The organism is Luteimicrobium sp. NPDC057192 (assembly GCF_042670205.1).
Taxonomy (GTDB): domain Bacteria; phylum Actinomycetota; class Actinomycetes; order Actinomycetales; family Cellulomonadaceae; genus Luteimicrobium.
In genome coordinates this window covers 22784-46414 of the sequence record NZ_JBHUWD010000014.1, presented here as the reverse complement: position 1 = coordinate 46414, position 23631 = coordinate 22784, and the positions used below count along the sequence as shown (strand labels likewise).

Below are 23631 nucleotides of genomic sequence, written 5' to 3'. Positions count from 1 at the left end.
CCGACCAAGGAGACAGCCATGAAGCAGTACCTCCTCGCCGTGAACGGCGTCCAGGGCGAGCCGACCCCGCCCGACGACACGGTCCAGCAGATGTACGCGGCCGTCGACGCGTTCAACACCGAGCTCCAGGACGCGGGCGCGTGGGTGTTCGCAGGCGGCCTGTTCCCGCCGGACGTCGCCACGACGGTCCGCCCGCAGGGCGACGACGTCCTCGTGACCGACGGCCCGTTCGCCGAGACCAAGGAGTACCTGGGCGGGTTCTGGGTCATCAAGGCCGAGGACCTCGACGCGGCCCTCGCCTGGGCCAAGAAGGGCGCGCTCGCCTGCCAGGGCGCCGTCGAGGTGCGCCCGTTCCAGGAGGAGCCCGAGGCGTGACCTCCACCGAGCCCGGCCCGGGGGCGTCCGCCGTCGCGGACGTCTTCCGGGCCGAGTACGGGGCGTGCGTGGCGACCCTCGTCCGCACGTTCCACGACATCTCGCTCGCCGAGGAGGCGGTGCAGGAGGCGTTCGCCGTCGCCGTCGCGCGCTGGCCCGCCGACGGCACTCCCCCCAACCCCGGCGCCTGGATCACGACGACGGCACGACGCAAGGCGCTCGACGTCGTCCGGCGCGAGTCGACCCGGTCCGCGCGGTACGCGCAGGCGGCGCTCGTGCACGGGCCCGCGTCGGGGGTGCGGGACGACGAAGGCGCACTCGGCGCCCCCGACGACGAGACCGAGGAGGGCCCGGTGCGCGACGACCGGCTGCGGCTCGTCTTCACCTGCTGCCACCCGGCCCTGAACCGGGCAGCGCAGGTCGCGCTCACGCTGCGGCTGCTCGGGGGCCTCGAGACCGGCGAGATCGCGCGCGCGTTCCTCGTCCCCGAGCCGACGATGGCGCAGCGGCTCGTGCGTGCGAAGCGCAAGATCAAGGACGCCGGCATCCCCTACCGGGTGCCGTCCGACGCCGACCTCCCGGACCGGCTACGGTCCGTCCTCGACGTCGTGTACCTCGTGTTCAACGAGGGATACACCGGGTCGACGGGCGCGGCCCTGGTCCGCGACGACCTGTGCGCCGAGGCGATCCGGCTCGCCCGGCTCCTCGTCGCCCTCATGCCCGACGAGCCCGAGGCCGCCGGCCTCCTCGCCCTGCTCCTGCTCACCGACGCGCGCCGCGCCGCCCGCACCGACGCCGACGGCGAGCTCGTCCTCCTCGCCGACCAGGACCGCACCCGCTGGGACGCCCGCCGGATCGCCGAGGGCCAGGGCATCGTGCGCGCCCTGCTGCGCCGCGCGCGCCTCACCGGGACCGCGCCCGGCCCGTACCAGGTCCAGGCGGCCATCGCCGCCGTGCACGACGACGCCCCCACCTCCGACGCCACCGACTGGCGGCAGGTCGTCGCGCTCTACGACCAGCTCCTCGCCGTCGCGCCCACGCCCGTCGTCGCGCTCAACCGGGCGGTGGCGCTCGCGGAGGTTGCCGGGCCGGGTCCCGCGCTGGACGTCGTCGACGGCCTGCGGCTCGACGCCTACGCGCCGTGGCACGTGGCGCGCGCCGACCTGCTGCGCCGGCTCGGCCGGGCGGCCGAGGCTCGCGCCGCCTACGACGCGGCCGCGCGGCTCACGCAGAACGCCGTCGAGCGGCGGTTCCTCGAGCATCGGCGCGACGCGCCCTCCTGAGCGGAGGGGCGCAGCCGCCGGCCGCTCAGCGGTCCGACGTCTCGCGGGCCCGCTCCCCACCGGGCGCGTCGGGCGACATCCGGCTGTGCCGGTAGCCGTAGAACGCGTAGACGACGACGCCGATCGCGAACCAGCCGACGAACCGCAGCCACGTCACCGGCTGCAGCTTCGTGATGAGGTAGATCGAGAAGGCGATCCCGATGATCGGCACGACGGGCATCCACGGGAGACGGAACGTCCGCGGCGTCTCGGGCGACCGGTAGCGCAGCACGACCACCGCGCCCGACACCACGATGAACGCCAGCAGGATGCCGATGTTCGTGAGCTCGGCGGCGTCGAGGATGGGCGTGAACCCCGCGATCACGGCGGCGACGACGCCGATGATCCACGTCGGCCGGTGGGGTACGGCGTTGCGGTTCGTCTTGGCGAACCAGCCGGGCAGGAGCCCGTCGCGGCTCATCGAGAACCACACCCGCGACGCCCCCAGCGTGAACGCGAAGAGCACCGTGAAGATCCCGACGATCGCCCCGACCGCGACGACCTTCGCGAACCCGGGGAGACCGACGTAGTCGAACGCGACGGCGAACGCCCGGGTCGGGTCGAGGTCCTTGTAGCTCTGCATCCCGGTGAGGACGGTGGCGGCCAGCAGGTACAGCACCATGGCGATAGAGAGCGACAGGATGATGGCCTTGGGCAGGTTCCGCTGGGCCTCCTTGGACTCCTCCGCGGCGGTGCTCATCGCGTCGTACCCGAACACGGCGAAGAACACCGTCGCCGCGCCCGTGATGGTCCCGCCGAAGCCGTAGGGCAGGTACGGCGAGAAGTTCGAGCTCTTGACGTAGAACGCCCCGACGACGATCACGGCGACGACGATCGCGACCTTCACGAACACGAGGATCGTCTCCACGCGCGCCGAGGAGCTGATGCCCTTCGTCAGCAGGAACGCGACGAGCAGGCACAGGGCCATCGCGAACAGGTCCACCTTGTGGCCCGAACCGGTGCCCGGGGCGCCGAGCATCCACGCGGGCAGGTGCACGCCGACCGACTCGAGCAGGAACGACAGATACCCGGACACCGAGATCGCGACGACCGCGACGATCGCCGTGTACTCGAGCAGCAGGTCCCAGCCGATGAACCAGCCCACGGCCTCGCCCAGCACCGCGTAGCCGTACGTGTAGGCCGAGCCGGCCTTCGGGATCATCCCCCCGAACTCGGCATAGCTGAGGGCCGCGCACGCACTGGCGATGCCGGCGACGAGGAACGAGATCGTCACGCCCGGACCCGCGTCGGTGTGCGCGACGGCGCCCGCGAGCGTGAAGATGCCCGCGCCGATGATCGCGCCGAGCCCGATCGCCGTGAGCTGCCACAGGCCGAGGCTCCGCTTCAGCCCGCCCGGCTCCTCGGACGTCTCGATGGGTTTGCGCCGCCAGACGCTGCGGAGACCAGGAGCCGACCGGCTCACGCTGGGTGCTGCTGGGCCGTCGCTCGGCATCGCCGTCCCTCCGTCGGAACCTCGTGGTCCCTCTCAGGCCTACCCCCGTCCGCCGGTGCTCACCACCGGGCGCGTGCACGCGGGAGCGCGCATGGTGGGGACATCCCCACCACGGCCGGCGGCCTAGGACCATCGAGCCGCGCCCGCGCGCTCCCTAGCGTCGAAGCCATGACCACCACCGACGCACCCGCCCTCGAGATGCGAGGGCTGACCAAGACCTACGGCTCCGGCCCCACGGCCGTCGCCGCCCTCCGAGGAGTCGACGTCGCGTTCCCGCCCGGCACGTTCACGGCCGTGATGGGGCCGTCCGGCTCGGGCAAGAGCACGTTCCTCGCCTGCGCGGCCGGGCTCGACCGCCCCACCGGCGGCCAGGTGCTCGTCGAGGGCGTCGACCTCACCGCCCGGGACGAGGTGGGGCGCACGATGCTTCGGCGTGAGCGCATCGGCTTCGTGTTCCAGGACTTCAGCCTCGTCCCGTACCTGACCGCCGCCCAGAACGTCGAGCTCCCGCTCCGGCTCGCCGGACGACGCGCCGACGCGCGGCAGGTCGCGGCACTCCTCGCGCAGGTCGGGCTGGCCGACCGCGCCGAGCACCTGCCGAGCGCCCTCTCGGGCGGGCAGCAGCAGCGTGTCGCGGTCGCGCGCGCCCTCGTGACCGAACCGGGCGTCGTCCTCGCGGACGAGCCCACGGGAGCGCTCGACACGTCGACGGCCCGGTCGGTCCTGCGGCTGCTCCGGGCCGCCGTCGACACGCTCGGCCGGACCGTCGTCATGGTCACGCACGACCCGGTCGCCGCCGCCTGTGCCGACGCGGTCGTGTTCCTCGTCGACGGACGCCTCGCGGGACGGCTGGACGCCCCCACGCCCGAGGCCGTCGCCGCCCGGACGGCGCGGCTGGAGGACCTCGTCCCGGCGGCCGCACGATGAGCGCCGCGACCGCGACGCTGGCGGTCCGGTCGCTGCGGCGCCGTCCCGCGGCGGTGACCGCGACGTTCGTCGCCGCGCTCCTCGGGACGGTCCTCATGGGGTCGTTCGCGACGCTCGTCCAGACGGCGCTGTCCACCGACGGCGACGACCGGCAGCTCCTCGTCATCATGGGCGCGGTCGTCGGGGGCTGGAGCGCGCTCATCGTCCTGTTCTCGATCGCGTCGACCGTCGGCATCACCGCGACGCAGCGGGCCCGCGAGACCGGGCTCCTGCGCGCCGTCGGCGCCACGCCCCGCCAGGCGCTCGGGCTGGTCCTGTGGGAGACGCTCGCGGTCACGGCCGTCGCCGCGGCGCTGGGAGCGGGGACAGCGGCCGCGACCGGACGGCGCCTGCTCGACGCCCTGCGCGACGGCGGCCTCGTCGGGGACGACACCGCGTTCGCCGGCGGGCCGGCCTCGCTCGGCGCCGCCGCTGCCGCGGTCGTGCTCGTCGGCCTCGTCGCGGCGTGGCTCGCGGGCCGGCGCGCGACCGCGGGTCCCGTGGTCCGCGTGCTGCGCGAGCAGGGGTCCGAGATGCGTCGCCTGCCCCGGTGGAGGGTCGGCGTCGGGGTCGTGCTGCTCGGGTACGGCGTCGGGCTCGCGGTCGTCACGACCACGGTCGGGCGGACCTCGGACGACCCCCACCTGGCCCAGGAGACCGCCGGGCCCGCGGGCATCGTCGTCGCGGTCGGGCTCGCCGTGCTCGCGCCGTGGCTGCTTGCCGTCCTGGCGGCCCCGGCGCGCCGGCTCGCCGGCTCGTCGGCCGCCGGCCACCTCGCCGCCTCCAACACGACGCGGCGCGCGCCGCTCCTCGCCGGGGTGCTGGCACCGGTGGTCGTGCTCGTGGCCACGGCCAGCGGCACGCTGCTCATGGTCGGCGTCGACGGGCGCACCCTGGACTCCGCGGGCGACCCCGCCGGCATGGACGAGACGATCACGCTGCTCAACTACGTCGTCGCGGGGATGGTCTGCCTGTTCGCCGCGATCATGGTCGTCAACGCCTTCGCCGCTGTCGTGGCCGCGCGGCGTGCGGAGCTGCACCGGCTGTGGCTGGTCGGCGCGACCCGTCCCCAGATCCGCCGCGCCGTGGTGGGTGAGGCGGCGATCGTCGCCGCGGTCGGCGTCGTGCTCGGCACGCTCGCCGCCGCGGCGACCTTCGTCCCGTACGCCGTCGCCCGCGGCGAGGGTCCGCTGCCCGACGGCCAGCTCTGGCTCCTCCCGGCCGTCGCCGCCGGGGCGGCGGCCGTGACGCTCGGGTCGGCGTGGGCCTGCGCGCGACGCGTGGTCCGATGACAGGATGCGGTCCATGCCCGTGACCTCGGTGGCGCCGCTGCCCGCGGCGCCACCACGCCTCGGCCGTGCCGGCGTCGTCGAGCGGCTCCGCCTCACCGCGCTCTCGGGCGGGTACGCGCTCGCGATGGTCCCCGCGCTGCTGCTCGCCGTCCTCACGGCCGTGGCCGTCCCGCTCGTCCTCGTGACGGTCGGCGTCCCGCTGCTCGGGCTCCTCGTGCCCGCGACCGCCCGGCTCACCGCCGCCCACCGGCGCGTCGACTCCGCACTCCTGGGTGAGCCGGTCGGAGCCGGGTACGCCGACACCACCGGGGCCGGCCCGCTCGCCCGTCTCACGGTCTGGGCCCACGACGGCGCCCGGTGGCGCGACCAGGCGTTCTGCTGGTTCTCCGCGACGGGCGGGTTCGTCCTGTCGGTCCTGCCGGTCGCGCTGCTCGCCGCGCCCCTCGTGCACGTCGTCCTCGCCCTGGCGCTCGGGCGCGAGACGTGGCTCTGGCTCGCCCTCGCCGTGGGCCTGCCCGTCGCGCTCGTCGCCTGGTGGCTCGCGACGCCCGCGCTCTTCCGGGCCCGTCTTGCCGCGGAGCGCGGCATCCTCGACCAGGACCGCGTCGGCCGCCTCGCGCGGCGCGTCGACCAGGTCGAGGTGTCGCGCGCCGACTCGCTCGACCTCAACGCCGCCGAGATCCGCCGGATCGAGCGAGACCTGCACGACGGCGCGCAGGCCAGGATCGCCGCCGCCGGGATGAGCGCCGGGCTGGCCGAGAAGCTGCTCCGCACCGACCCCGACGCCGCCGCCGAGCTGCTCCGCGAGGTGCAGACCACCACGGTCGACGCGCTCGAGGACCTCCGGTCGCTGGTCCGCAGCATCCACCCGCCCGTCGTCGCCGACCGCGGCCTCGCGGGCGGCGTCGAGACGCTCGCCCTCTCGGTGCCGATCCCCGTCGCCGTCGCGCTCGACGTCCCCCGGCTGCCCGCGCCCGTCGAGTCCGCGACCTACTTCGCGGTCGCCGAGCTCCTCGCCAACGTCGTCAAGCACGCGCACGCCACGCACGCCCGGGTGACCGGGCGCCACGACGGGGCGCGCCTCGTGCTCGAGGTGACCGACGACGGTCGGGGCGGCGCCGACGCCGGAGGGTCGGGCCTGACCGGGATCCGGCGCCGGCTCGGTGCGTTCGACGGAAGCCTCCGGCTCGACAGCCCGCTCGGCGGGCCCACCACGGTGACGCTGGAGGTGCCGTGCCGGACGCCCTGAGGGTCGTCGTCGCCGAGGACCAGGCCCTGCTCCGCGTCGGGCTCGGGCGGATCCTCGAGGCCGGGGGCATGGTGGTCGCCGCGTCCGTGGCGGACGCCGCGTCCCTGCCCGCCGCGCTCGCCCGCGCCGACGTCGGGCTCGCGATCATCGACGTCCGGCTCCCGCCCACCTTCACGACCGAAGGGCTGCAGGCCGCGATCGCGATCCGCGCCGAGCGACCGTCCCTGCCCGTGCTCGTCCTGTCGCAGCACGTCGAGCCGCTCTACGCCCGCGAGCTGCTCGCGGACGGGCGCGGCGCCGTCGGGTACCTCCTCAAGGACCGCGTCATCGACGTCGACGCCTTCCTCGCCGCCGTCCGCCAGGTCGCCGCCGGCGGCACCGTCCTCGACCCGGAGGTCGTCTCGGTGCTCATCGCCGGCCGGCCCGTCGACCGGCTCACCGACCGCGAGCGCGACGTCCTGGCCCTCATGGCGGGCGGACGCTCCAACGCGGCGATCGCGGCGCGGCTCTTCCTGTCCGAGAAGGCGGTCGGCAAGCACATCGGCAGCATCTTCACCAAGCTCGACCTGCCGCCCGCACCCGACGACAACCGCCGCGTCCGCGCCGTCCTCGCCTGGCTCGACGGCTGACGCCCGCCAGCTCTCAGCGCCCGACGGCGGCCAGCACGTCCGCGACGAACGCGTCCACGGCCTCGGGGGTCGTGTCCCAGGCGCACATCCACCGCACCTCGACGAGGCCGTCGTCGCGGTGGTCGTCCCAGTCGTAGAAGCGCCAGCGCTCGCGCAGTCGCTGGGCGGCGGCCTGCGGGAGGGCCGCGAAGACGGCGTTCGAGTCGGTGTCGCGGGTCACGACGAGCCGGGCCGGGTCGGCCCCGCCCGCCTCGAGCGCCGCGCGCAACCGCGTGGCCATCGCGTTCGCGTGCTCGGCGGACCGCCTCCACAGCTCCGACCCGTACAGCGCGACGAGCTGCGCCGACACGAACCGCAGCTTCGACCCGAGCTGCATGGTGAGCTTGCGGACGTACTCCACACCGTCCACGGCCGACGGGTCCAGCACCACGACGGCCTCACCGAGGACGATCCCGTTCTTCGTCCCGCCGAGCGACACCACGTCCACCCCGACCGCGCTCGTCAGCTCGCCCAGCCCCACGCCCAGGTGGGCGGCAGCGTTGGCGAGGCGCGCGCCGTCGAGGTGGACGCGCATCCCGAGGCCGTGCGCGTGGTCCGTCAGCGCCCGCAGCTCCTCGACCGAGTACACCGTCCCGAGCTCGGTCGCCTGCGACACCGACACGACGAGCGGCTGGGCGCGGTGCGGGTCGCCCCAGCCCCACGCCTCGCGGTCGAGCAGCTCGGGCGTGAGACGGCCGTCCGGCGTCGGGACGGTGAGCAGCTTGATGCCCGCGACCCGCTCGGGCGCGGCGTTCTCGTCGGTCACGACGTGCGCCGTCGTCGGGGTCACGACGGCACCCCACCGCGGCAGCATCGACGCGAGCGACACGACGTTCGCGCCCGTCCCGTTGAACACCGGGTACGCGACGGCCTGGTCGCCGAAGTGCCCGCGGACGACGTCCTGGAGCTGCGCCGTCCACGGGTCGGCGCCGTACGAGACGGTGTGGCCGCGGTTCGCAGCGGCCATCGCCTCCAGCACCTCGGGGTGGGCGCCGGCGTAGTTGTCGGACGCGAAGGACACGTCGGGCAGCGGGGCGGGGTCGGGCGTGCGGTCGAACGGGAGAGTCACGCTCCCCATTCTCACGCGGGCGCTCGCGCGCACCCTCACGCGCGCTGCGTGGGCGCCCGGCGCGACCATGGACCCATGAGCGACGCGTCGACGACGTTCCGCCGGCTCCACGAGGGTCCCGGTCCCCTGCTGCTGCCCAACGCCTGGGACGTCGGCTCCGCGCTCGCGTTCGTCGCGGCGGGGTTCCCGGCCGTCGGGACGACGAGCTTCGGGGTCGGCGCGGCCGCCGGGCATCCGGACGGGCGCGGCGCGAGCCGCGACGCGACGGTCGCCCTGGTCGCGCGGCTGCGCGGGCTGCCCGTGCCGCTGTCGGTCGACGTCGAGGACGGGTACTCCGCCGACCCTGACGACGTCGCGGCCTTCGTCGCCCGGCTCGACGTGGCCGGCGTCAACCTCGAGGACAGCGCGGGCGGCGCGCTCGTCGACCCGGAGGTCCCGGCCGCGAAGATCGCCGCGATCCGCGCCGCGACCCCCGACGTGTTCGTCAACGCGCGCGTCGACACCTACTGGTTCCACCAGTCCGACACGGTCGACGCGACCCTCGCCCGCGCCCGGCGGTACGTCGAGGCAGGCGCCGACGGCGTGTTCGTGCCCGGCCTCGCCGACCCCGACGCGATCCCCGCGGTCGCCGCCGCGCTCGACGTCCCCGTCAACCTCCTGCCCGTCCCCGGGCTGACCGTCGACGACCTCGGCGCCCTCGGCGTGCGGCGCGTCAGCACCGGCTCGCTCCCCTACCGCGCGGCGATCGACGCGGGTGTCGCGGCCGCCACCCGGCTGCGGGACGGCGCGCCCCCGGTCGCTGCCACGCCGTACGCGGAGGCCCAAGCGCGGCTGGAGGCGTTCGAGGACGGGACGCTCGGGCGGTAGCCGGCGAGCGCCGCGCTACCGTCGAGCGCATGCGCGTGCTCGTGATCGGTGCCGGCGTGGCCGGCGCGTCCGTGGCCTGGTCCCTCGCCCGCCGCGGGGCGGAGGTGGTCGTCGTCGACCGGCTGCACGACGGCGCCGCGACCCTCGCCGGGGCGGGCATCGTCCGGGCGTCGCTGGGCATCACGGAGCCGGGGTTCGTCGAGGCGTACGCGGCCGCCGTCCGGCACTACCCGGAGGCGATGCGCTGCCTCGGTGACGCGCTGGGCCGCGACGTCGCCGACGAGGTCGGGTACCGCGTCGTCGGCGGGCTGTGGCTCTCGGACGACGACGCCTCCCTGGCCGACGTCGAGGCCCGGCTCCGCGCGTTCGACGGCGCACAGGTCGGGACCGTCTCGCGCCTCGACCCCGCCCAGACCCGCGAGCTGTTCCCGGTCGCCGCCCCCAAGCTCGCCGCGGTGCACGTGACCCGGGCCGCGCGCGTCGACGGGCGCCGCCTGCGGCTCGCGCTCCTCGCGGCGGCCCGTGCGCACGGCGCGGTCACCCACGACGACGACGCCCGCCTCTCCCCCGACGGCACCGCCGTGGTCCTCGCGTCGGGCGAGCGGCTGGAGGCGGACCACGTCGTCGTCGCGGCCGGGACGTGGACGCCCGACGCGCTCGCGCCGCGCGGCCTGACCGTGCCCGTCACGCCGCAGCGCGGGCAGATCAGCCACCTCGGGCTGCCCGGCACCGACACGTCGCGCTGGCCGACGGCGACAGCGGTCGGCTCGTCCCACTACCTGCTCGCGTTCGACGACTCGCGTGTCGTCGTCGGCGCGACCCGCGAGCGCGACGCCGGGACCGACTACCGGGTCACGGCCGCCGGGCAGCTCGAGGTACTGGGCGAGGCGCTGACCGTCGCACCCGGGCTGGCCGACGCCACGCTGCTCGAGACCCGCGTGGGCTTCCGTCCCACGAGCCCGGACGGCGTCCCGATCGTCGGGCGGGTCGCGGACGACGTCACCGTCGTCACGGGGTACGGCGCGTCGGGGCTCACCCTCGGCCCGTACGTCGGGGAGCGCGTCGCGGACGACGTGCTGGGAACCGGGGCCGACGACGCACAGAACCGGTCCCGCCACGCGCTCGCGGCCTTCGCGCCGTCCCGCTTCGCCGAGGCGCGATGAGCGTCTTGACGGTCCCGGAGTCGTTCCGGGCGATGCCGCGCTGGTGGCACGACGACGCCGGCCGCACCTGGCTCGACGCCCTTCCCGCGCTCGTGGACGCGCGCTGCGAGACGTGGGGCCTCGTCGTCGACGGCGAGCCGTGGCACGGGTCGAACGCGCTCGTCGTGCCGGTCCGCCGGGGCGGAGAGCCGCTCGCGCTCCGCCTCGCTCCCCCGGGCGACGACGTCGCGCAGGAGGTCCGTGCGCTGGGGCTGTGGGCCGGGCGCGGCACCGTGCGGCTCGTCGACGCCGACCTCGAGGCCCGGGCCACGCTCCTCGAGCGCCTCGACGGGAGCCGCACGCTCGAGGGCGAGCCCCTCGCCGTCGCGCTCCCGGTGCTCGGCGCGCTCATGCGGACCCTCGCCGTCCCCGTGCCCGACGACGTCCCCTCCACCTCCGCGGTGGCCGCCGGTCTGCGGGACTCGCTCGAGGACGATTGGCGCGCCGTCGGGCAGCCGACGCCGCGGTGGCAGCTCGACCACGTGCTCGCGGGCGCGGCGGAGCGCGCCGGGGCATCCGCGGGAGACCGGGCCGTGAACGGCGACCTGCACTTCGGCCAGGTGCTCGCGGGCGAGCGGGCGCCGTGGCTCGTCGTCGACCCGGTGCTGCTCCGCGGGGACCGGGAGTACGACCTCGGCCGGGTCCTGTGGTCACGCCTCGACGAGCTCCCCTCCGACGACGAGGTCAGCCGCGCGTTCCGCACCGTCGTCGACGCAGCCGAGGTCCCCGCCGACCGGGCGGCGAGCTGGGTCGTGCTGCGCGCGATGTCCTACCTCGTCTGGGGCCTCGAACGCGGGCTCACGATCGACCCGTCCCGGTGCCGTCGGCTGCTGGACCTCTTCTGCGCGTGACAGCTTCCCGGACCAGCGCCCCTGCTCGACTACTCTCCCCTGCGTGAGAGCCTCCCAGGTCGTCGGCGCCGTCGCCGTCCTCGCCGCCGGGAGCATGCTCGCCGGCTGCACCATCGCCCTGCACGGCACGCCGGCGCAGCCGACTCCCGCCACCACGACGTGGCACGTGTCGTGGCCGGCGATGCACGTCACCGTCGGACCGGAGGACCTCACCGAGGAGAGCGCGGCCGCGGAGGGCCACCTGGCCGACGCGCGCCGCGCGCTCGACACGTGTCGTAGCCGGCACGAGAGCGGCAGCGCCGACGGCGCCGACCCGTGCGCCGCGGAGCGGGACGCCCTGGGGCTCGCCCGGGCCGAGACCTGGATCGCCCACGACGACGCGACCCGGAGGACCGAGGGTGCTTACCTGCTGATCTGCGACGACGGCTCGCTGGTCGACCCCGAGGACGGCTACGCCGCCTGCCCCGACGACGCCCATCCCTAACCGGCGCCGTCGGCGGTCAGGTCACAGGCCGGCCTTGTCGAGGACCTCGAGGAACGCCTTCATCCACGGGCCGTTGTCGGGCCAGGCGCGCCCGGACACGAGGTTGCCGTCGACGACGTCCGCCCCGTCCTGGAACGTGCCGCCCGCCGTCTCGACGTCGACCGCGAGCTGCGGGTACGCGGACGTCGTCCGGCCCTGCAGGACGCCGGCCGCAGCGAGCAGCAACGGCCCGTGGCACAGCGCGGCGACCGGGGCGTCCCGGTCGAAGAACGCCTTGACGAGACGCTTGGCGTCCGCGTCGTTGCGGATGTACTCGGGCGCCCGCCCGCCCGGCACGACGACGGCCACGTAGTCGTCCGGGTTCACGTCGCGGAACGCGACGTCCGCGGGCCACGTGTGCCCGAGCTTCTCGGTCTACGTGTCGAAGGTGTCGACGAAGTCGTGCACGACGAACTGCAGCGTCTTCTTCTCGGGCGCCGCGACGACGACCTCGTACCCGGCCTCCTGGAGCCGCGCGTACGGGTACATCACCTCGAGCGTCTCCGCCGCGTCGCCGGTGAGGATGAGGATCTTGGCCATGACGCACCTCGCTGTGCTGGGGGGACCGACGAGTCCAGGGTGCCGCGCCCGGCCGCGCCCGGCGACCCGGGCCGTGCCTGCGCCGCGGGGCCGCGGCGTCCTGACATCCTTCTCCCCATGCACAAGGAGACGTCGGACGAACGTGACCTCCTGCAGGGCCGGCTGGCGGGGCAGCGTCGCCACGTCCTCGACCAGGTCGAGGGCCTCAGCGACGAGCAGCTGCGCCGGCCGGTCCTGCCATCCGGGTGGTCGTGCCTCGGCCTCCTGCGCCACCTCACGCTGTCCGACGAGCGGTACTGGTTCGGGGTCGTCATGGCCGGCGAGCCCCTGGACTTCTGGCCCGAGGGCGACGGCGGCGACTGGCGCGTCGACGACGACGAGCCCGCGGCCTCGGTCGTCGCGGCCTACCGCGACGCCGTCGACCGTTCGGACGCGATCATCGCCGGCCTGTCGCTCGACTCGCCGCCCGCCCGGCACGAGGACTGGTGGGCGGAGGCGGGGCAGACCTTCCCGGACCTGCGCACCGTCCTGGTCCACGTCCTCGTCGAGACCGCCACGCACGCCGGGCACCTCGACGCCGTGCGCGAGCTGCTCGACGGCAAGCTGTACCTCGAGGTCTGAGGCCGGCGGGCCCGCGGTTCAGTCGTCCGCGGCGTCGCCCTCGCTCCCGAAGACGGCGCCGGTACCGGGCGCCCACCGGACCGACACCGAGGGCTCGGACGACGGCCCGGTCCCGACCGCGTTCACCGCGCGGACCGTGAACGTGTACGCGACGCCCTGCTTGAGACCGGTGAACGTGGCGGACGTGCCGGCCACCGTGACGGTCTGCTCGGGCTTCCCGTTCTTCTTCACGGCTGTCACGGCGAAGGTGGTGATCGGGGCGTCGCCCGCGTCGTCGGGGGCGGTCCAGGAGACGGTCGCGTGCCGCGAGCCGACGTCGCTCACCGTCACGGCGGTCGGCGCGCCCGGCAGGCCGTTCGTGACGGACAGCCGCTGCACCGCCGCCGTCACGCCGGACGCCGCCTGGTACTGCACGTACCGGGCGTCGACCGACCCCGGGAGCGCGCCGGCGATCGGCGCGGTGACCGCCGGGTCGAGCGTGCTCACGTCGAGCCTGCTCTGCGCGCCCGCCGACGCCGCGACGGAGCCGAGCGTCGTCCACTCCTTCCCGTCCGAGGAGACCCGGACGGTGTACGGCGTCGTCGAGGAGCCGCCGGCCACGACCGTCACGTCGCGGACGGGCTGGACGCGGCCGAGGTCGGCGGTGAGGGTCGCGCCCGCCGACGTCGCCTTCCACTGGGTCGCGGCCGACCCGTCGACGGCGGCCACGGCCGGGTAGCTGGGGTCGGCCGAGGTGGCGTCGACGGTGGCGCAGCGCGCGAGGTCCGTCGTCGGGGTGGTGTCGGGGGTGCGGGTGGCGAGCGTGATCGACGAGCCCGGCCGGACGGTCCGGGTCCGCCCGCCCGCGCTGACCGGCATGGCCTCCCCGGACGTGAGCGTCACCGTCGTCGTGTCACGCGCGACGCTGACGTCGAACGTCCGCCCGTGCCAGCTCAGGCCCGTGAGGTCGAGGCCGGGGAGCTGCGGCGGCAGCATCGGGTCGAGCACCACGGCGTCGGTGTCCCAGCGCAGTCCGGTGAACCCGTAGTAGAGCTCCTGCAGGAACCCGCCGAGGCCGGTCGTGAAGTCGATGACGCCGGTGGCCTTGAGGTGCTCGGAGTACTGGTCGAACGGCCCGACGGCGTACGGGTCGAGGCTGCGCCGGAAGTACGTGTAGGCGGAGCAGCCGGGCGTCGACAGGGCGGCGGTATCGATCATGTTGATGGCGTCGGTCATGGCCGGCCCGCTCGCCGCGGTCCGCGGCGTGTAGTAGTCGAGGTCGGCCTGCGCGACCTCCTTCGGCATCGGGTAGTTCCACGGGTACTGCAGCATGACGACGTCGGCCTGGTTCACGGTCGCGCCGCTGTAGCCGTCGTACTCGAGGTGGGTGTTCGTCGCCGGGTCGAACGGGATCGACTGCGCGAGCCCCTTCGCCACGGCGTCCCAGCCCGGGTCGGCGTCGACCCCGAGGAGGGCTGCGGCGCGCTCCGCGATCTGGAGCGTCGTGAAGCCCGAGACGTTGACGTACGCGCTGTTGTTCACGTTGTCGTGGTTCTCGTCCGGGCCCTCGACGCCGCGCAGCTCGTAGCGTCCGTCGCCCGTCGAGACCGCGCGCGAGGCGTAGTAGCGCGCCGCGCCTTGCAGGACGGGCCAGCCCTTCTCGCGGAGCCACGTGAGGTCGCCGGTCGCCTGGTAGTAGTCCCACTGTGCGAGCGCGACGTCGCCGGTGATGTGGATCTCGCGCGGGTGGATCCCGACGTCGGCGCCCGTCTGCGCGCTCTCCCACGGGAACTGCGCCCCCTGGAGCCCGTGCGACGACGCGGTGGCCGTGGCGGCGTCGAGCAGGGTGTGCCGGTACTCGTTCATGCCCGACGCGAGGTCCGGGTGGGCGGCGAGCAGCGCCGGGTACATCCACGTCTCGGCGTCCCAGAACACGTGCCCGTTGTACTCGGCGGACGACAGCCCGCCCGGGCTCATGCTCCAGTCGACCCCGTCCCGGACGCTCTCGAGCATGTAGAAGAGGGCGGACCGCGCCTGGAGGGTCAGGGCCGCGTCGCCGGGGACCGTGATGTCGGACCGCCAGAGCCGGGCCCACGCGTCCTCGTGGTCGCCGAGCAGGCGGTCCCAGCCGGCGTCGGCCGCGGCCGACGACGCCTCGACCGCGGCGACGACCGGGTCGTTCGTCGCCGCGACGAGCGGCGCGGAGCCGTCCGCGGTGTCGGTGCCGCTCGCGACGCCCACGTACTTCGTGACCGTGTACGTGCGGCTGTCCTGGAGGTCGACCGAGCCCTGCTGGGCCACCGACCGGGCAGGGACACGGTCGACGGCGGCGGTGTCGCCGGTCCCGTCCCCGACGACGAGCGTCGACGCGAGCCCCGCGGTCATGCCGAGCCCGACGGTCGACGCCTTCTCGCTGATGAGGTGCCGGGCGCCGTCGCGCTGCTGGCCGGAGATCGTGGTGAGGTCGATCGGCGAGGGCGTGCGGTGGCTCGCGGGGAGGACGGTCGCGCGGCCGTCGAGGAGGTCGACGAACGACGCGCGCCCGCTCCACCCGAGCGGCTGGGCGGTCACGCGGACGGCCGCGACGTGGGTCTCCGCGCGGCTCACGAACACCTCGTACGTGAGGCGCGTCCGGTGACCCGCCGGGGACGTCCAGGTGAGTCGGGTGGTGAGGAGCCCGGTGTGCAGGTCGAGGGTCTGCTCGTAGTCGCTGACCGGCGACTTCTCCGAGCCGCCGATCGGCCCGGCCGAGAGCCCCACCGCGTCGACGTTGACCAGGCACGTGTCTGCCGTCCCGCACGAGATGGTGACGGCGTGGTCTCCCGCCGTGAGCGAGACGGGCACCGTCACGGTCCCCCACGTGTCCCAGCTCGCGGTCGCGGGCATCGTGAAGCTCGTGCCGGCCCCGCCGTCGACGCTCGCCGTGAGCGTCTGGCTCGACGAGTTCGTCGCTGCCGCGTAGCGGACCGTGACGAGCGCGTCACCCGCGGGCGCGTCGGCGAAGCGGACGGTGGTGCCCGACCCGCGCTTCGGCACGCCCCCGGACGCGAAGCCCGCGACGAAGCCCGTCCCGGTGAAGCCGTTGTGGTCGGCCGCGATCTTCGCCGCTCCGGCGAGCGTGCCGGCCTCGGCCTCGCACAGCGCCCCGAAGGCGCAGCCCGTCGAGCCGACGGTGATCGAGTCGACGTTGACGACGCAGGTGTCGGACGTGCCGCAGCCCAGCGCGACGGCGGTCTCGCCCGCACCGACCGTGATCGGCACGGTGACCGTCGCCCACGTGTTCCAGTCCTTGGTCGCGGGCATCCGGACGGTGGTGGCGGCGCCGTCGACCGTCGCCGTGAGCGTCTGGGTGGACGTGTTGGCGCCCGCCGCGTAGCGCACCGTCAGCGTCGTCGCGCCGGCGCTCGGGGTGGCGACGAGGACGGACGCCGTGCTGCCGCGCTGGGGCACGTTGCCCGACGCCGCGAAGCCCGCGACGAACCCGCGCCCGGTGTACCCGGGGTGGTCGGTGGCGACGCGCGCGGCGCCCGAGAGCTCCCCGTCCTCGGCCTCGCAGACCGCTCCCTCGGCGCACGCCTGCTGCTCGCTCACGCCGTAGGTCGCGCTGCCGTCCGAGAAGCCGAGCGTCGACCACGCCGGGAGGCTCGCACGCTGGATCGTGGTCCCCGGGCCCTGGCCGTAGAACCCGGCGAGCTGGGACTCGGTCGTGACGGGCGTCGTCGAGAAGCCGGTCCCCTCGACGGGGATGCGCGCGGCGAAGTAGCCGTTGCCCACGTAGGTCGGGACGTAGCCGCCCTCGCCCGCGGGCGCGTAGGCGTCGGTCGAGAGCTGCCAGCCCGCCGCCGTCGTGGGCGACGGCACGGTGGCCCCGCCCGCTGTCTCTGCCACGGCGGTCGGGCCGACGGTGAGCGCGAGCACCACCGTCAGCGTGGACGCAGCGAGAGCCCGGAAGCCGCGGGTACGAGTCACCATTCCTCCTCGAGGACCGACGGGCAGCACCGTTGCTCGCGTCGTCGAAGAGGACGCTAGACAACGGTGTCAGATCCTGTCCAGTCCCTCTCACACCGTGAGCTCCCGCCGCGTGAGGAGGAGTTGACACCGCCGTCACCGCGCCGAGCACGTCGGCGCAACGCGAGACCCGCACGATGCAGGGGTGCAGCCGGACTCCCCCGCCCCGACGACGGTGCGTTCGTCGTGCTCGTACTGCGGTGTGGGCTGCGGGATGGTGCTGCAGATCGAGACGGACCCGGAGACGGGGCGCCGCCGGGTCGCGAAGGCCTCGGGCGACAAGGACCACCCGACCAACCGGGGCCGGCTGTGCACCAAGGGCGCGACGAGCGCGGAGATGCTGGCGGCGCCCGGGCGCCTCGAGCGGGCGCAGGTCCGGGCGAGCCGCGACGAGCCGCGCGTCGAGGTGCCCATGGCCGAGGCCGTCACGGAGACGGCGCGGCGGCTGCGGGCCGTCGTCGACGAGCACGGCCCGGACTCCGTGGCGCTGTACGTGTCGGGGCAGATGTCGCTCGAGGCGCAGTACCTCGCGAACAAGCTCGCCAAGGGGTTCTTGGGGACGCACCGGATCGAGTCGAACTCCCGGCTGTGCATGGCGAGCGCCGGCACGGGCTACAAGCTCTCGCTGGGCGCGGACGGGCCGCCCGGCTCGTACGACGACCTGGACCAGGCCGACGTGTTCTTCGTGATCGGCGCCAACATGGCGGACTGCCACCCGATCCTGTTCCTGCGGATGATGGACCGGGTCAAGGCCGGGGCGAAGCTGATCGTCGTCGACCCGCGGCGCACCGCGACCGCCGACAAGGCCGACCTGTTCCTCCAAATCCGGCCCGGCACCGACCTCGCGCTGCTCAACGGGCTCCTCCACCTGCTCGTGGCCGACGGCCGCACGGACGAGGACTTCATCGACGAGCTCACCGAGGGCTGGGAGCAGATGCCCTCCTTCCTCGCCGACTACCCGCCCGACGTCGTCGCCGGGATCACGGGAATCCCCGCGGACGACCTGCGCACGGCCGCCGAGTGGATCGGCACGGCCGAGCGGTGGACGTCCTGCTGGACGATGGGCCTCAACCAGTCGACGCACGGCACGTGGTCCACGAACGCCCTGGTCAACCTGCACCTCGCGACCGGCGCGATCTGCGAGCCGGGCAGCGGCCCGTTCTCGCTGACCGGCCAGCCCAACGCGATGGGCGGGCGCGAGATGGGCTACATGGGTCCCGGCCTCCCGGGCCAGCGCAGCGTGGTCGACGACGACGACCGCGCGTTCGTCGAGGAGGCCTGGGGTCTCGCGCCGGGAACCGTGGGCACCGAGGTGAGCGCGGGGACGGTCGACCTGTTCGAGCGCATGGCCGACGGCGAGGTCAAGGCCTGCTGGATCATCGGGACCAACCCGGTGGCGTCCGTCGGGAACCGGGGCACGGTCGTCCGGGCGCTGGAGCGGGCCGAGCTCGTCATCGCCCAGGACGTGTTCGCCGAGACCGAGACCACCCCGTTCGCCGACGTCCTGCTGCCCGGGACGCTGTGGGCCGAGTCGACGTACGTGACGGTGAACTCGGAGCGCACGCTGACCCTGCTCCAGCAGGCAGCCGACCCCGTCGGCGACGCGACCCCCGACTGGCGGATCATCGCCGACGTCGCGTGCGCGCTGGGATACGCGGACGCGTTCACGTACGCGTCGTCGGAGGAGGTCTTCACCGAGCTCCAGCAGTTCTGGAACCCGCGCACCGGCTACGACCTGCGCGGCGTCACCTACGACCGCCTCGCCGCAGGCCCGGTCCAGTGGCCGAGCCCGCCCCCGGCCGCGGACGGCACCGCGAGCGCCCGGGACGACGGCCGCCACCCCGTCCGCTACCTCAACGACGGCGTCAGCCAGACCCTCCTCGAGCGCCCCGACGGCACCCGCCCGCGCCTCGCGTTCGCCACCCCCAGCGGCAGGGCCCGCTTCTTCGCGCGGCCCCACCTCGACCCGGCCGAGCTGCCCGACGACGACCACCCGTTCGTCCTCAACACCGGCCGGGTGCAGCACCAGTGGCACACCATGACGAAGACGGGCAAGGTCGCGAAGCTGACGAAGCTCGCGCCCGGCCCGTTCGTCGAGGTCCACCCCGACGACGCCGCCCGGCTCGGTCTCGCGGACGGTGACCGGGCGGAGGTCGCGTCCTTGCGGGGGCGCGCCGTGCTCCCGGTCGTCGTGACCGACCGCGTCCAACCGGGAAACCTGTTCGCGCCGTTCCACTGGAACGACGTCTTCGGGGTGGACCTCGCCGTCAACGCCGTCACCAACGACGCCGTCGACCCGCTCTCGCTCCAGCCCGAGCTCAAGGTCGCGGCGGTGTCGCTGACGCGGGTCGCGCCGCCGGAGTCGTCCGTCGAGCCGGCCCCGACGCTCGCCGACCGGCCGGTGCCCGACGCGCCCCGGCCGGGCGAGCCCAGGTCGGGCGAGTCCGGTGCGGGAGAGCCCGCGCCGAGCGACGGCGCGGGCCTCGCCGTGCTGGCGGGCCTCGGGGTGCCCGCCGAACCCCCGACCCTCACCACCGAGCAGGGCCTCTACGTCCAGGGGCTCCTGTGGGCACGCCAGCGCCGCACCGACCCGGGCGTGCCCGTGCTCCCGCCGTCGGCACCGTTCGACGCGACGACCCGCGCCTGGGTGGACGGCCTGCTCGCGGGCCTGTTCTCCGACACCGCGGAGACGACGTCGAGTACGGCCTCGACCGCGCCGAGCGTCGCCGACGCGGCAGGCTCCTCCGTGCTCGTCCTCTGGGCGTCGCAGACCGGCAACGCGGAGGAGCACGCCGTCGCCGTCGCCGACCGCCTCGGCGCCGCCGGGCACGCTGTCCGCCTCGTCCCCATGGACGAGCAGGACGTCGCGACGCTGGCCTCCGAGCCCACCGTCCTGCTGGTGACCAGCACGTTCGGCGACGGAGACGCCCCCGACAACGGCGAGGCGTTCGGGGCGGCGCTCGCGGCCGACGACGCCCCTCGGCTCGACGGGACCCGGTTCGCGGTCCTGGCGTTCGGCGACCCGAGCTACAGCGAGTTCTGCGGGTTCGGGCGCAGTCTCGACGCACGCCTCGACGCCCTCGGCGGGACCCGGCTGACGCCGGTCGCGTGCTGCGAGCCCGACGACGACGCCCCCGCCGACGCGTGGCTCTCGGCCGTGACGGAACGCCTCGGTGACCTCGCCACCTCACCCGCAGCACCCCGGGTGGGGGCGACGTCCGCGCCCGGGCGAGCGGCCGTCGTCGGGCGGGAACCCGAGCCCACGGCGGGGCCGCGGTATCACCGCGACGCACCGCTGACGACGCGCGTGACCCGGAACGTGCGGCTCGGAGCGCACGGGTCCAGCAAGGACGTGCGGCAGTTCGGCCTGGCGTCCGAGGGCCTCGACTACCGGGCCGGCGATGCCCTGAGCGTGCGCCCGCGCAACAGCGCCGAGTCGGTGGACGCGTGGCTCGCGGCGACGGGGCTGGACGGCGAGACGGTCGTCGAGCTCGACGGCGTCGGAGCGCTCACGCTCCGCGAGGCGTGCACGGCGCACCTCGAGATCGTGGGCGTGACCCCGGACCTGCTGCGGTTCGTCCAGGAGCGGGCCGGCGACCGCGAGCTCGCGACCCTGCTGCGCCGCGACAACCGGCTCAGCCTCGAGCGTTGGCTGTGGGGCAAGCACGCGGTCGACGTGCTCGCCGCGTACCCGGTGCGCGCGGATGCCGCCGCGTGGCTGGGCGTCCTCAGACGGCTCCAGCCGCGCCAGTACTCGATCTCGTCGAGCCCGCTCGCCCAGCCGTCAGAGGTGCAGCTCACGGTCTCGGCGGTGCGCTACGAGTACCGGGGTCAGTCACGGCACGGGGTCTGCTCGACGTTCCTCGCGGACCGCAGCGCCGACGCCGACGTGCCGGTCTACGTGCAGCCCACCAAGCACTTCCGGCCCCCCAAGGGCTCCGACGTGCCGATCATCATGGTGGGCCCCGGGACCGGCGTCGCGCCGTTCCGCGGCTTCCTCCAGGAGCGGCGGGCGCTCGGCCACCACGGGCGGAACTGGTTGTTCTTCGGCGAGCGGCACGCCGCGACCGACTTCTACTACCGCGACGAGCTCGAGGGCATGCGCGCCGACGGCCACCTCACGCACCTGTCGCTCGCGTTCTCGCGCGACCAGCGGCAGAAGGTCTACGTCCAGGACCGCCTGCGCGAGCACGGGTCGCAGGTGTGGTCGTGGCTCCAGGACGGCGCGCACGTGTACGTGTGCGGGGACGCGAGCCGGATGGCGAAGGACGTCGACGCCGCGCTGCGCGACGTCGCCCGGACCTGGGGGTCCCTGTCGGACGACGCCGCGAGCGGCTACCTGCGGACGATGGCCAAGGAGAAGCGGTACGTCCGCGACGTCTACTGAGGCGGCTCCCCCACGCCCGACGGCGCGCCCGCGCGCGGCAGCCACAGCCCGCCGACGGCGACCGCGAGCCCCGCGAGGACGGGCAGCCAGAACGGCGTTCCCCCGGAGGCGGCCGTCCAGCCCGCCGCGTGCGCGCCGCCCGTGGCCGTGATGATCCCGGTCAGCACCGCGATCCCGACGGCGCCGCCGAGCTGGTTCGCGACGAACAGCGTGGTCGTGGCGTTGGGGATCTCGCGCGGCGTGAGCACGCGGTACAGCGACGACACCGTCGGGCCACCCACGAACCCGACCCCGAGCCCCGCCACGACGGACGCGACGACGAGGACCGCGAGCGGCGCCGTCGGGCCGGCGATCAGGTAGACGGCCATGCCCGCGACCACGGCGGCCGCGCCGGACGGGACCAGCACCCGCGCGCTCACGCGGTCGCTGAGCCGGCCCCCCATGACCATGCCGACGAGCGACCCGGCGCCCTGCGGCGCGAGCAGCAGCCCGGACGCGAGCACCCCGTACCCGCGGACTCCTTGGAAGAACTGGGGCAGCCCGTAGAACAAGGGGTAGATCGCGAGCCCCAGCGTGAGCATGACGAGCGTGGCCGAGAGCACGGTCGGGTGGCGCAGGACGGTCACGTCGACGACGGCGGCGCTCCCCCGGCCCGCCGCGTGCCGGGCGAACACGGCGAGGACGGCGAGCCCGAGGACGATCGGCCCGGCGACGGCGAACGTCCCGCCACCCTCGGAGGTCTGCGCGAGGCCGACGAGGACCGCGACCGAGCCGAGCGAGAGCAGGCCGAGCCCGATCCGGTCGAGCCGCTGGGCCGGGTCGAGCGGCACGCCGGCCGGGAGCGCGCGCCACGACACGACGAGCACCGCGGCCGCGGCGACGACGAACGCGACGAACAGCCCGCGCCAGCCGACCGCGTCGACAGCGACGCCGCCCAGGAGCGGGCCGAGGAGCGGACCGATCCCGATGGCACCCGAGACGAGACCCATGATGCGGCCCATCCGAGCGGGGCCGGCGAGCGTCGCGACCGTCGTGAGCATGAGCGGCTCGAGCATCCCGCCGCCGAACCCCTGGACCGCTCGCGCCACCACGAGCGCGGGCAGCGACCACGCCGCCGCCGAGGCCGCCGCCCCGACCCCGAAGAGGGCGAGCGCCGCGAGCCAGGGGGCGCGCGTCCCGAACCGGATCGAGGCCCAGCCGCTCACGGGGATCGCCACGGCGACCGCGAGCACGTAGGCCGTGCCGACCCACTGGACGGTGCCGAGGGGAGCGTCGAGGTCCGCCGCGACGTCGGGGATCGCGACGCCCGTGACGGTCATGTTGAGGAGCGCGAGCAGGCCGCCGGCGACCAGGAGGGCCAGCAGCGGGCCGAGGCGCGGCTCGGCCCCGGGCTTGCCGCCGGACGCCGGGGCTGCCGTGGGCGACGTCGTCGAATACCCGAGAGGACGTTCCGTTGTACTCATGCGTTCAGTTTGAACTCACGAGTACAAGAAGCGCAACCCCTCGATGCAGTCCGGGTACGATCGGGTCATGGCAGGAGCGGCACCCACGACCCGCCGCGTCGACAAGCACCGCGCGATCCTCGACGCGGCGCTCGACGTGTTCGCCCAGCGCGGGTACGCCGACACCAACCTCGACGAGGTCGCCGAGGCCGCCGGGGTCGCGAAGCCGACGATCTACAACCACTTCGGCGACAAGGCCGGGCTGTTCGCCGCCGTCGTCGAGGCTTCGTCGCAGGACGCGAACGCGAGGGTCGCGGACGTCATCGCCGCGACCTCCACGAGTCCCGACGACCTGCGCGCCGAGCTCGAGACCCTCGCCCGCAGCCTCGTCCACTGCCTCCAGGGCGGCGCCGGCTCCGCGACCATGCGGCTCCAGCTCGTCGAGGGCGCCCGGTTCCCCGAGCTCATCTCGCGCGTGCGCGACGGCAACCGCGAACGCACGCTCGACCTCCTCGCCGGCAAGCTCGCGCAGCTCGGCGCGACCGGCCACCTGCGCCTCAGCGACCCCGGCCGCGCCGCGCGCCAGCTCATGGCCCTCGTCAGCGACGAGCCCCTCGTCAACAGCGGGTTCGGCGCGCGGCCCGTGGACCCGGCCGTCGTCGACCGGGCCGTCAACGAGGGCGTCGACACGTTCCTCGCGGCGTTCGGAGCCGGCCCCACCACCGACGCTTGACGCCCTCTCGCCGACGGCGACGCTGCGTTCGCCGACGGTGACGCTGCGTTCGCCGACAGTGACGCCCGGTCCGCCGACGGTGAC

At 74.9% G+C, this 23631-nt stretch carries 17 protein-coding genes and 1 pseudogene; 13 read left to right on the top strand and 5 right to left on the bottom strand.

Annotation, left to right across the window (positions count from 1 at the left end):
* Positions 1-18: 18 nt before the first annotated feature.
* Together ACFT5B_RS08655 and ACFT5B_RS08650 are read left to right on the top strand one after the other, a co-directional pair.
* On the top strand, positions 19-375 hold the full coding sequence (locus tag ACFT5B_RS08655) for a YciI family protein (protein ID WP_386797589.1): 357 nt from the start codon (positions 19-21) through the stop codon (positions 373-375).
* Positions 372-1658 carry an RNA polymerase sigma factor gene (locus ACFT5B_RS08650; RefSeq protein ID WP_386797588.1) on the top strand — a complete coding sequence of 429 codons (1287 nt, stop codon included), beginning with the start codon at positions 372-374 and terminating at the stop codon, positions 1656-1658. The genes ACFT5B_RS08655 and ACFT5B_RS08650 overlap by 4 nt, the downstream gene beginning before the upstream one ends.
* Positions 1659-1683: 25 nt before the next feature.
* Here the strand turns inward: ACFT5B_RS08650 and ACFT5B_RS08645 are convergent, their stop codons facing one another.
* The gene (locus ACFT5B_RS08645; protein ID WP_386797587.1) at positions 1684-3150 is read right to left on the bottom strand and encodes an amino acid permease; all 1467 of its coding nucleotides are present in this window, start codon (positions 3148-3150) and stop codon (positions 1684-1686) included.
* A 168-nt stretch (positions 3151-3318) separates the two neighbouring features.
* Between ACFT5B_RS08645 and ACFT5B_RS08640 the strand changes: the two genes are divergently transcribed.
* The 4 genes from ACFT5B_RS08640 to ACFT5B_RS08625 are packed head-to-tail and all read left to right on the top strand — an operon-like array spanning position 3319 to position 7286.
* Complete coding sequence (locus ACFT5B_RS08640; protein WP_386797586.1) at positions 3319-4077, top strand: ABC transporter ATP-binding protein; 759 nt, start codon at positions 3319-3321, stop codon at positions 4075-4077.
* Complete coding sequence (locus ACFT5B_RS08635; protein ID WP_386797585.1) at positions 4074-5408, top strand: FtsX-like permease family protein; 1335 nt, start codon at positions 4074-4076, stop codon at positions 5406-5408. Before ACFT5B_RS08640 ends, ACFT5B_RS08635 begins: the two co-directional genes overlap by 4 nt.
* Before the next feature lie 13 nt (positions 5409-5421).
* Complete coding sequence (locus ACFT5B_RS08630) at positions 5422-6657, top strand: histidine kinase (protein WP_386797584.1); 1236 nt, start codon at positions 5422-5424, stop codon at positions 6655-6657.
* Positions 6654-7286: a response regulator gene (locus ACFT5B_RS08625; protein ID WP_386797636.1), complete on the top strand. Its 633-nt coding sequence runs from the start codon at positions 6654-6656 to the stop codon at positions 7284-7286. Before ACFT5B_RS08630 ends, ACFT5B_RS08625 begins: the two co-directional genes overlap by 4 nt.
* A 13-nt stretch (positions 7287-7299) precedes the next feature.
* Here ACFT5B_RS08625 and ACFT5B_RS08620 read toward each other — a convergent pair whose 3' ends face one another.
* Positions 7300-8403: a threonine aldolase family protein gene (locus tag ACFT5B_RS08620; protein WP_386797583.1), complete on the bottom strand. Its 1104-nt coding sequence runs from the start codon at positions 8401-8403 to the stop codon at positions 7300-7302.
* Between the two features lie 66 nt (positions 8404-8469).
* Here ACFT5B_RS08620 and ACFT5B_RS08615 point away from each other — a divergent pair, with 66 nt between their 5' ends.
* Genes ACFT5B_RS08615 through ACFT5B_RS08600 form a run of 4 tightly spaced genes read left to right on the top strand, consistent with a single transcriptional unit; the run spans position 8470 to position 11798 of the window.
* On the top strand, positions 8470-9261 hold the full coding sequence (locus ACFT5B_RS08615; RefSeq protein ID WP_386797582.1) for an isocitrate lyase/phosphoenolpyruvate mutase family protein: 792 nt from the start codon (positions 8470-8472) through the stop codon (positions 9259-9261).
* 29 nt (positions 9262-9290) lie between these two features.
* Positions 9291-10424 carry an NAD(P)/FAD-dependent oxidoreductase gene (locus tag ACFT5B_RS08610; protein ID WP_386797581.1) on the top strand — a complete coding sequence of 378 codons (1134 nt, stop codon included), beginning with the start codon at positions 9291-9293 and terminating at the stop codon, positions 10422-10424.
* Positions 10421-11314: an aminoglycoside phosphotransferase family protein gene (locus tag ACFT5B_RS08605; protein ID WP_386797580.1), complete on the top strand. Its 894-nt coding sequence runs from the start codon at positions 10421-10423 to the stop codon at positions 11312-11314. The genes ACFT5B_RS08610 and ACFT5B_RS08605 overlap by 4 nt, the downstream gene beginning before the upstream one ends.
* A 43-nt stretch (positions 11315-11357) precedes the next feature.
* Positions 11358-11798, top strand: coding sequence for a hypothetical protein (locus ACFT5B_RS08600; RefSeq protein ID WP_386797579.1), 441 nt, complete (start codon positions 11358-11360; stop codon positions 11796-11798).
* Between the two features lie 21 nt (positions 11799-11819).
* Here the strand turns inward: ACFT5B_RS08600 and ACFT5B_RS08595 are convergent.
* Positions 11820-12377, bottom strand: a pseudogene (locus ACFT5B_RS08595) (DJ-1/PfpI family protein).
* Positions 12378-12494: 117 nt separating this feature from the next.
* On the opposite strand from ACFT5B_RS08595, the gene ACFT5B_RS08590 reads away from it, so the two are divergent.
* Complete coding sequence (locus ACFT5B_RS08590) at positions 12495-12998, top strand: DinB family protein (protein ID WP_386797578.1); 504 nt, start codon at positions 12495-12497, stop codon at positions 12996-12998.
* Positions 12999-13016: 18 nt separating this feature from the next.
* Here the strand turns inward: ACFT5B_RS08590 and ACFT5B_RS08585 are convergent, their stop codons facing one another.
* Positions 13017-16946: a fibronectin type III domain-containing protein gene (locus ACFT5B_RS08585; RefSeq protein ID WP_386797577.1), complete on the bottom strand. Its 3930-nt coding sequence runs from the start codon at positions 16944-16946 to the stop codon at positions 13017-13019.
* 184 nt (positions 16947-17130) lie between these two features.
* On the opposite strand from ACFT5B_RS08585, the gene ACFT5B_RS08580 reads away from it, so the two are divergent.
* Entirely contained in the window at positions 17131-21372 is a 4242-nt protein-coding gene (locus tag ACFT5B_RS08580; protein WP_386797576.1) for a molybdopterin-dependent oxidoreductase, read from the top strand.
* Here the strand turns inward: ACFT5B_RS08580 and ACFT5B_RS08575 are convergent.
* A complete protein-coding gene (locus tag ACFT5B_RS08575) occupies positions 21366-22835 on the bottom strand; it encodes an MFS transporter (RefSeq protein WP_386797575.1) in 1470 nt (489 codons plus the stop codon). The genes ACFT5B_RS08580 and ACFT5B_RS08575 overlap by 7 nt on opposite strands.
* A gap of 67 nt (positions 22836-22902) precedes the next feature.
* Here ACFT5B_RS08575 and ACFT5B_RS08570 point away from each other — a divergent pair, with 67 nt between their 5' ends.
* Complete coding sequence (locus ACFT5B_RS08570) at positions 22903-23547, top strand: TetR/AcrR family transcriptional regulator (RefSeq protein WP_386797574.1); 645 nt, start codon at positions 22903-22905, stop codon at positions 23545-23547.
* The last annotated feature ends 84 nt before the right edge of the window (positions 23548-23631 follow it).

Bases quoted from the DNA above. Each gene is read 5' to 3' on its own strand.
- ACFT5B_RS08655 (WP_386797589.1), top strand. From the start codon at position 19: ATGAAGCAGTACCTCCTCGCCGTGAACGGCGTCCAGGGCGAGCCGACC.
- ACFT5B_RS08645 (WP_386797587.1), bottom strand. From the start codon at position 3,150: ATGCCGAGCGACGGCCCAGCAGCACCCAGCGTGAGCCGGTCGGCTCCT.
- ACFT5B_RS08640 (WP_386797586.1), top strand. From the start codon at position 3,319: ATGACCACCACCGACGCACCCGCCCTCGAGATGCGAGGGCTGACCAAG.
- ACFT5B_RS08635 (WP_386797585.1), top strand. From the start codon at position 4,074: ATGAGCGCCGCGACCGCGACGCTGGCGGTCCGGTCGCTGCGGCGCCGT.
- ACFT5B_RS08630 (WP_386797584.1), top strand. From the start codon at position 5,422: ATGCCCGTGACCTCGGTGGCGCCGCTGCCCGCGGCGCCACCACGCCTC.
- ACFT5B_RS08620 (WP_386797583.1), bottom strand. From the start codon at position 8,403: ATGGGGAGCGTGACTCTCCCGTTCGACCGCACGCCCGACCCCGCCCCG.
- ACFT5B_RS08615 (WP_386797582.1), top strand. From the start codon at position 8,470: ATGAGCGACGCGTCGACGACGTTCCGCCGGCTCCACGAGGGTCCCGGT.
- ACFT5B_RS08610 (WP_386797581.1), top strand. From the start codon at position 9,291: ATGCGCGTGCTCGTGATCGGTGCCGGCGTGGCCGGCGCGTCCGTGGCC.
- ACFT5B_RS08605 (WP_386797580.1), top strand. From the start codon at position 10,421: ATGAGCGTCTTGACGGTCCCGGAGTCGTTCCGGGCGATGCCGCGCTGG.
- ACFT5B_RS08590 (WP_386797578.1), top strand. From the start codon at position 12,495: ATGCACAAGGAGACGTCGGACGAACGTGACCTCCTGCAGGGCCGGCTG.
- ACFT5B_RS08575 (WP_386797575.1), bottom strand. From the start codon at position 22,835: ATGAGTACAACGGAACGTCCTCTCGGGTATTCGACGACGTCGCCCACG.
- ACFT5B_RS08570 (WP_386797574.1), top strand. From the start codon at position 22,903: ATGGCAGGAGCGGCACCCACGACCCGCCGCGTCGACAAGCACCGCGCG.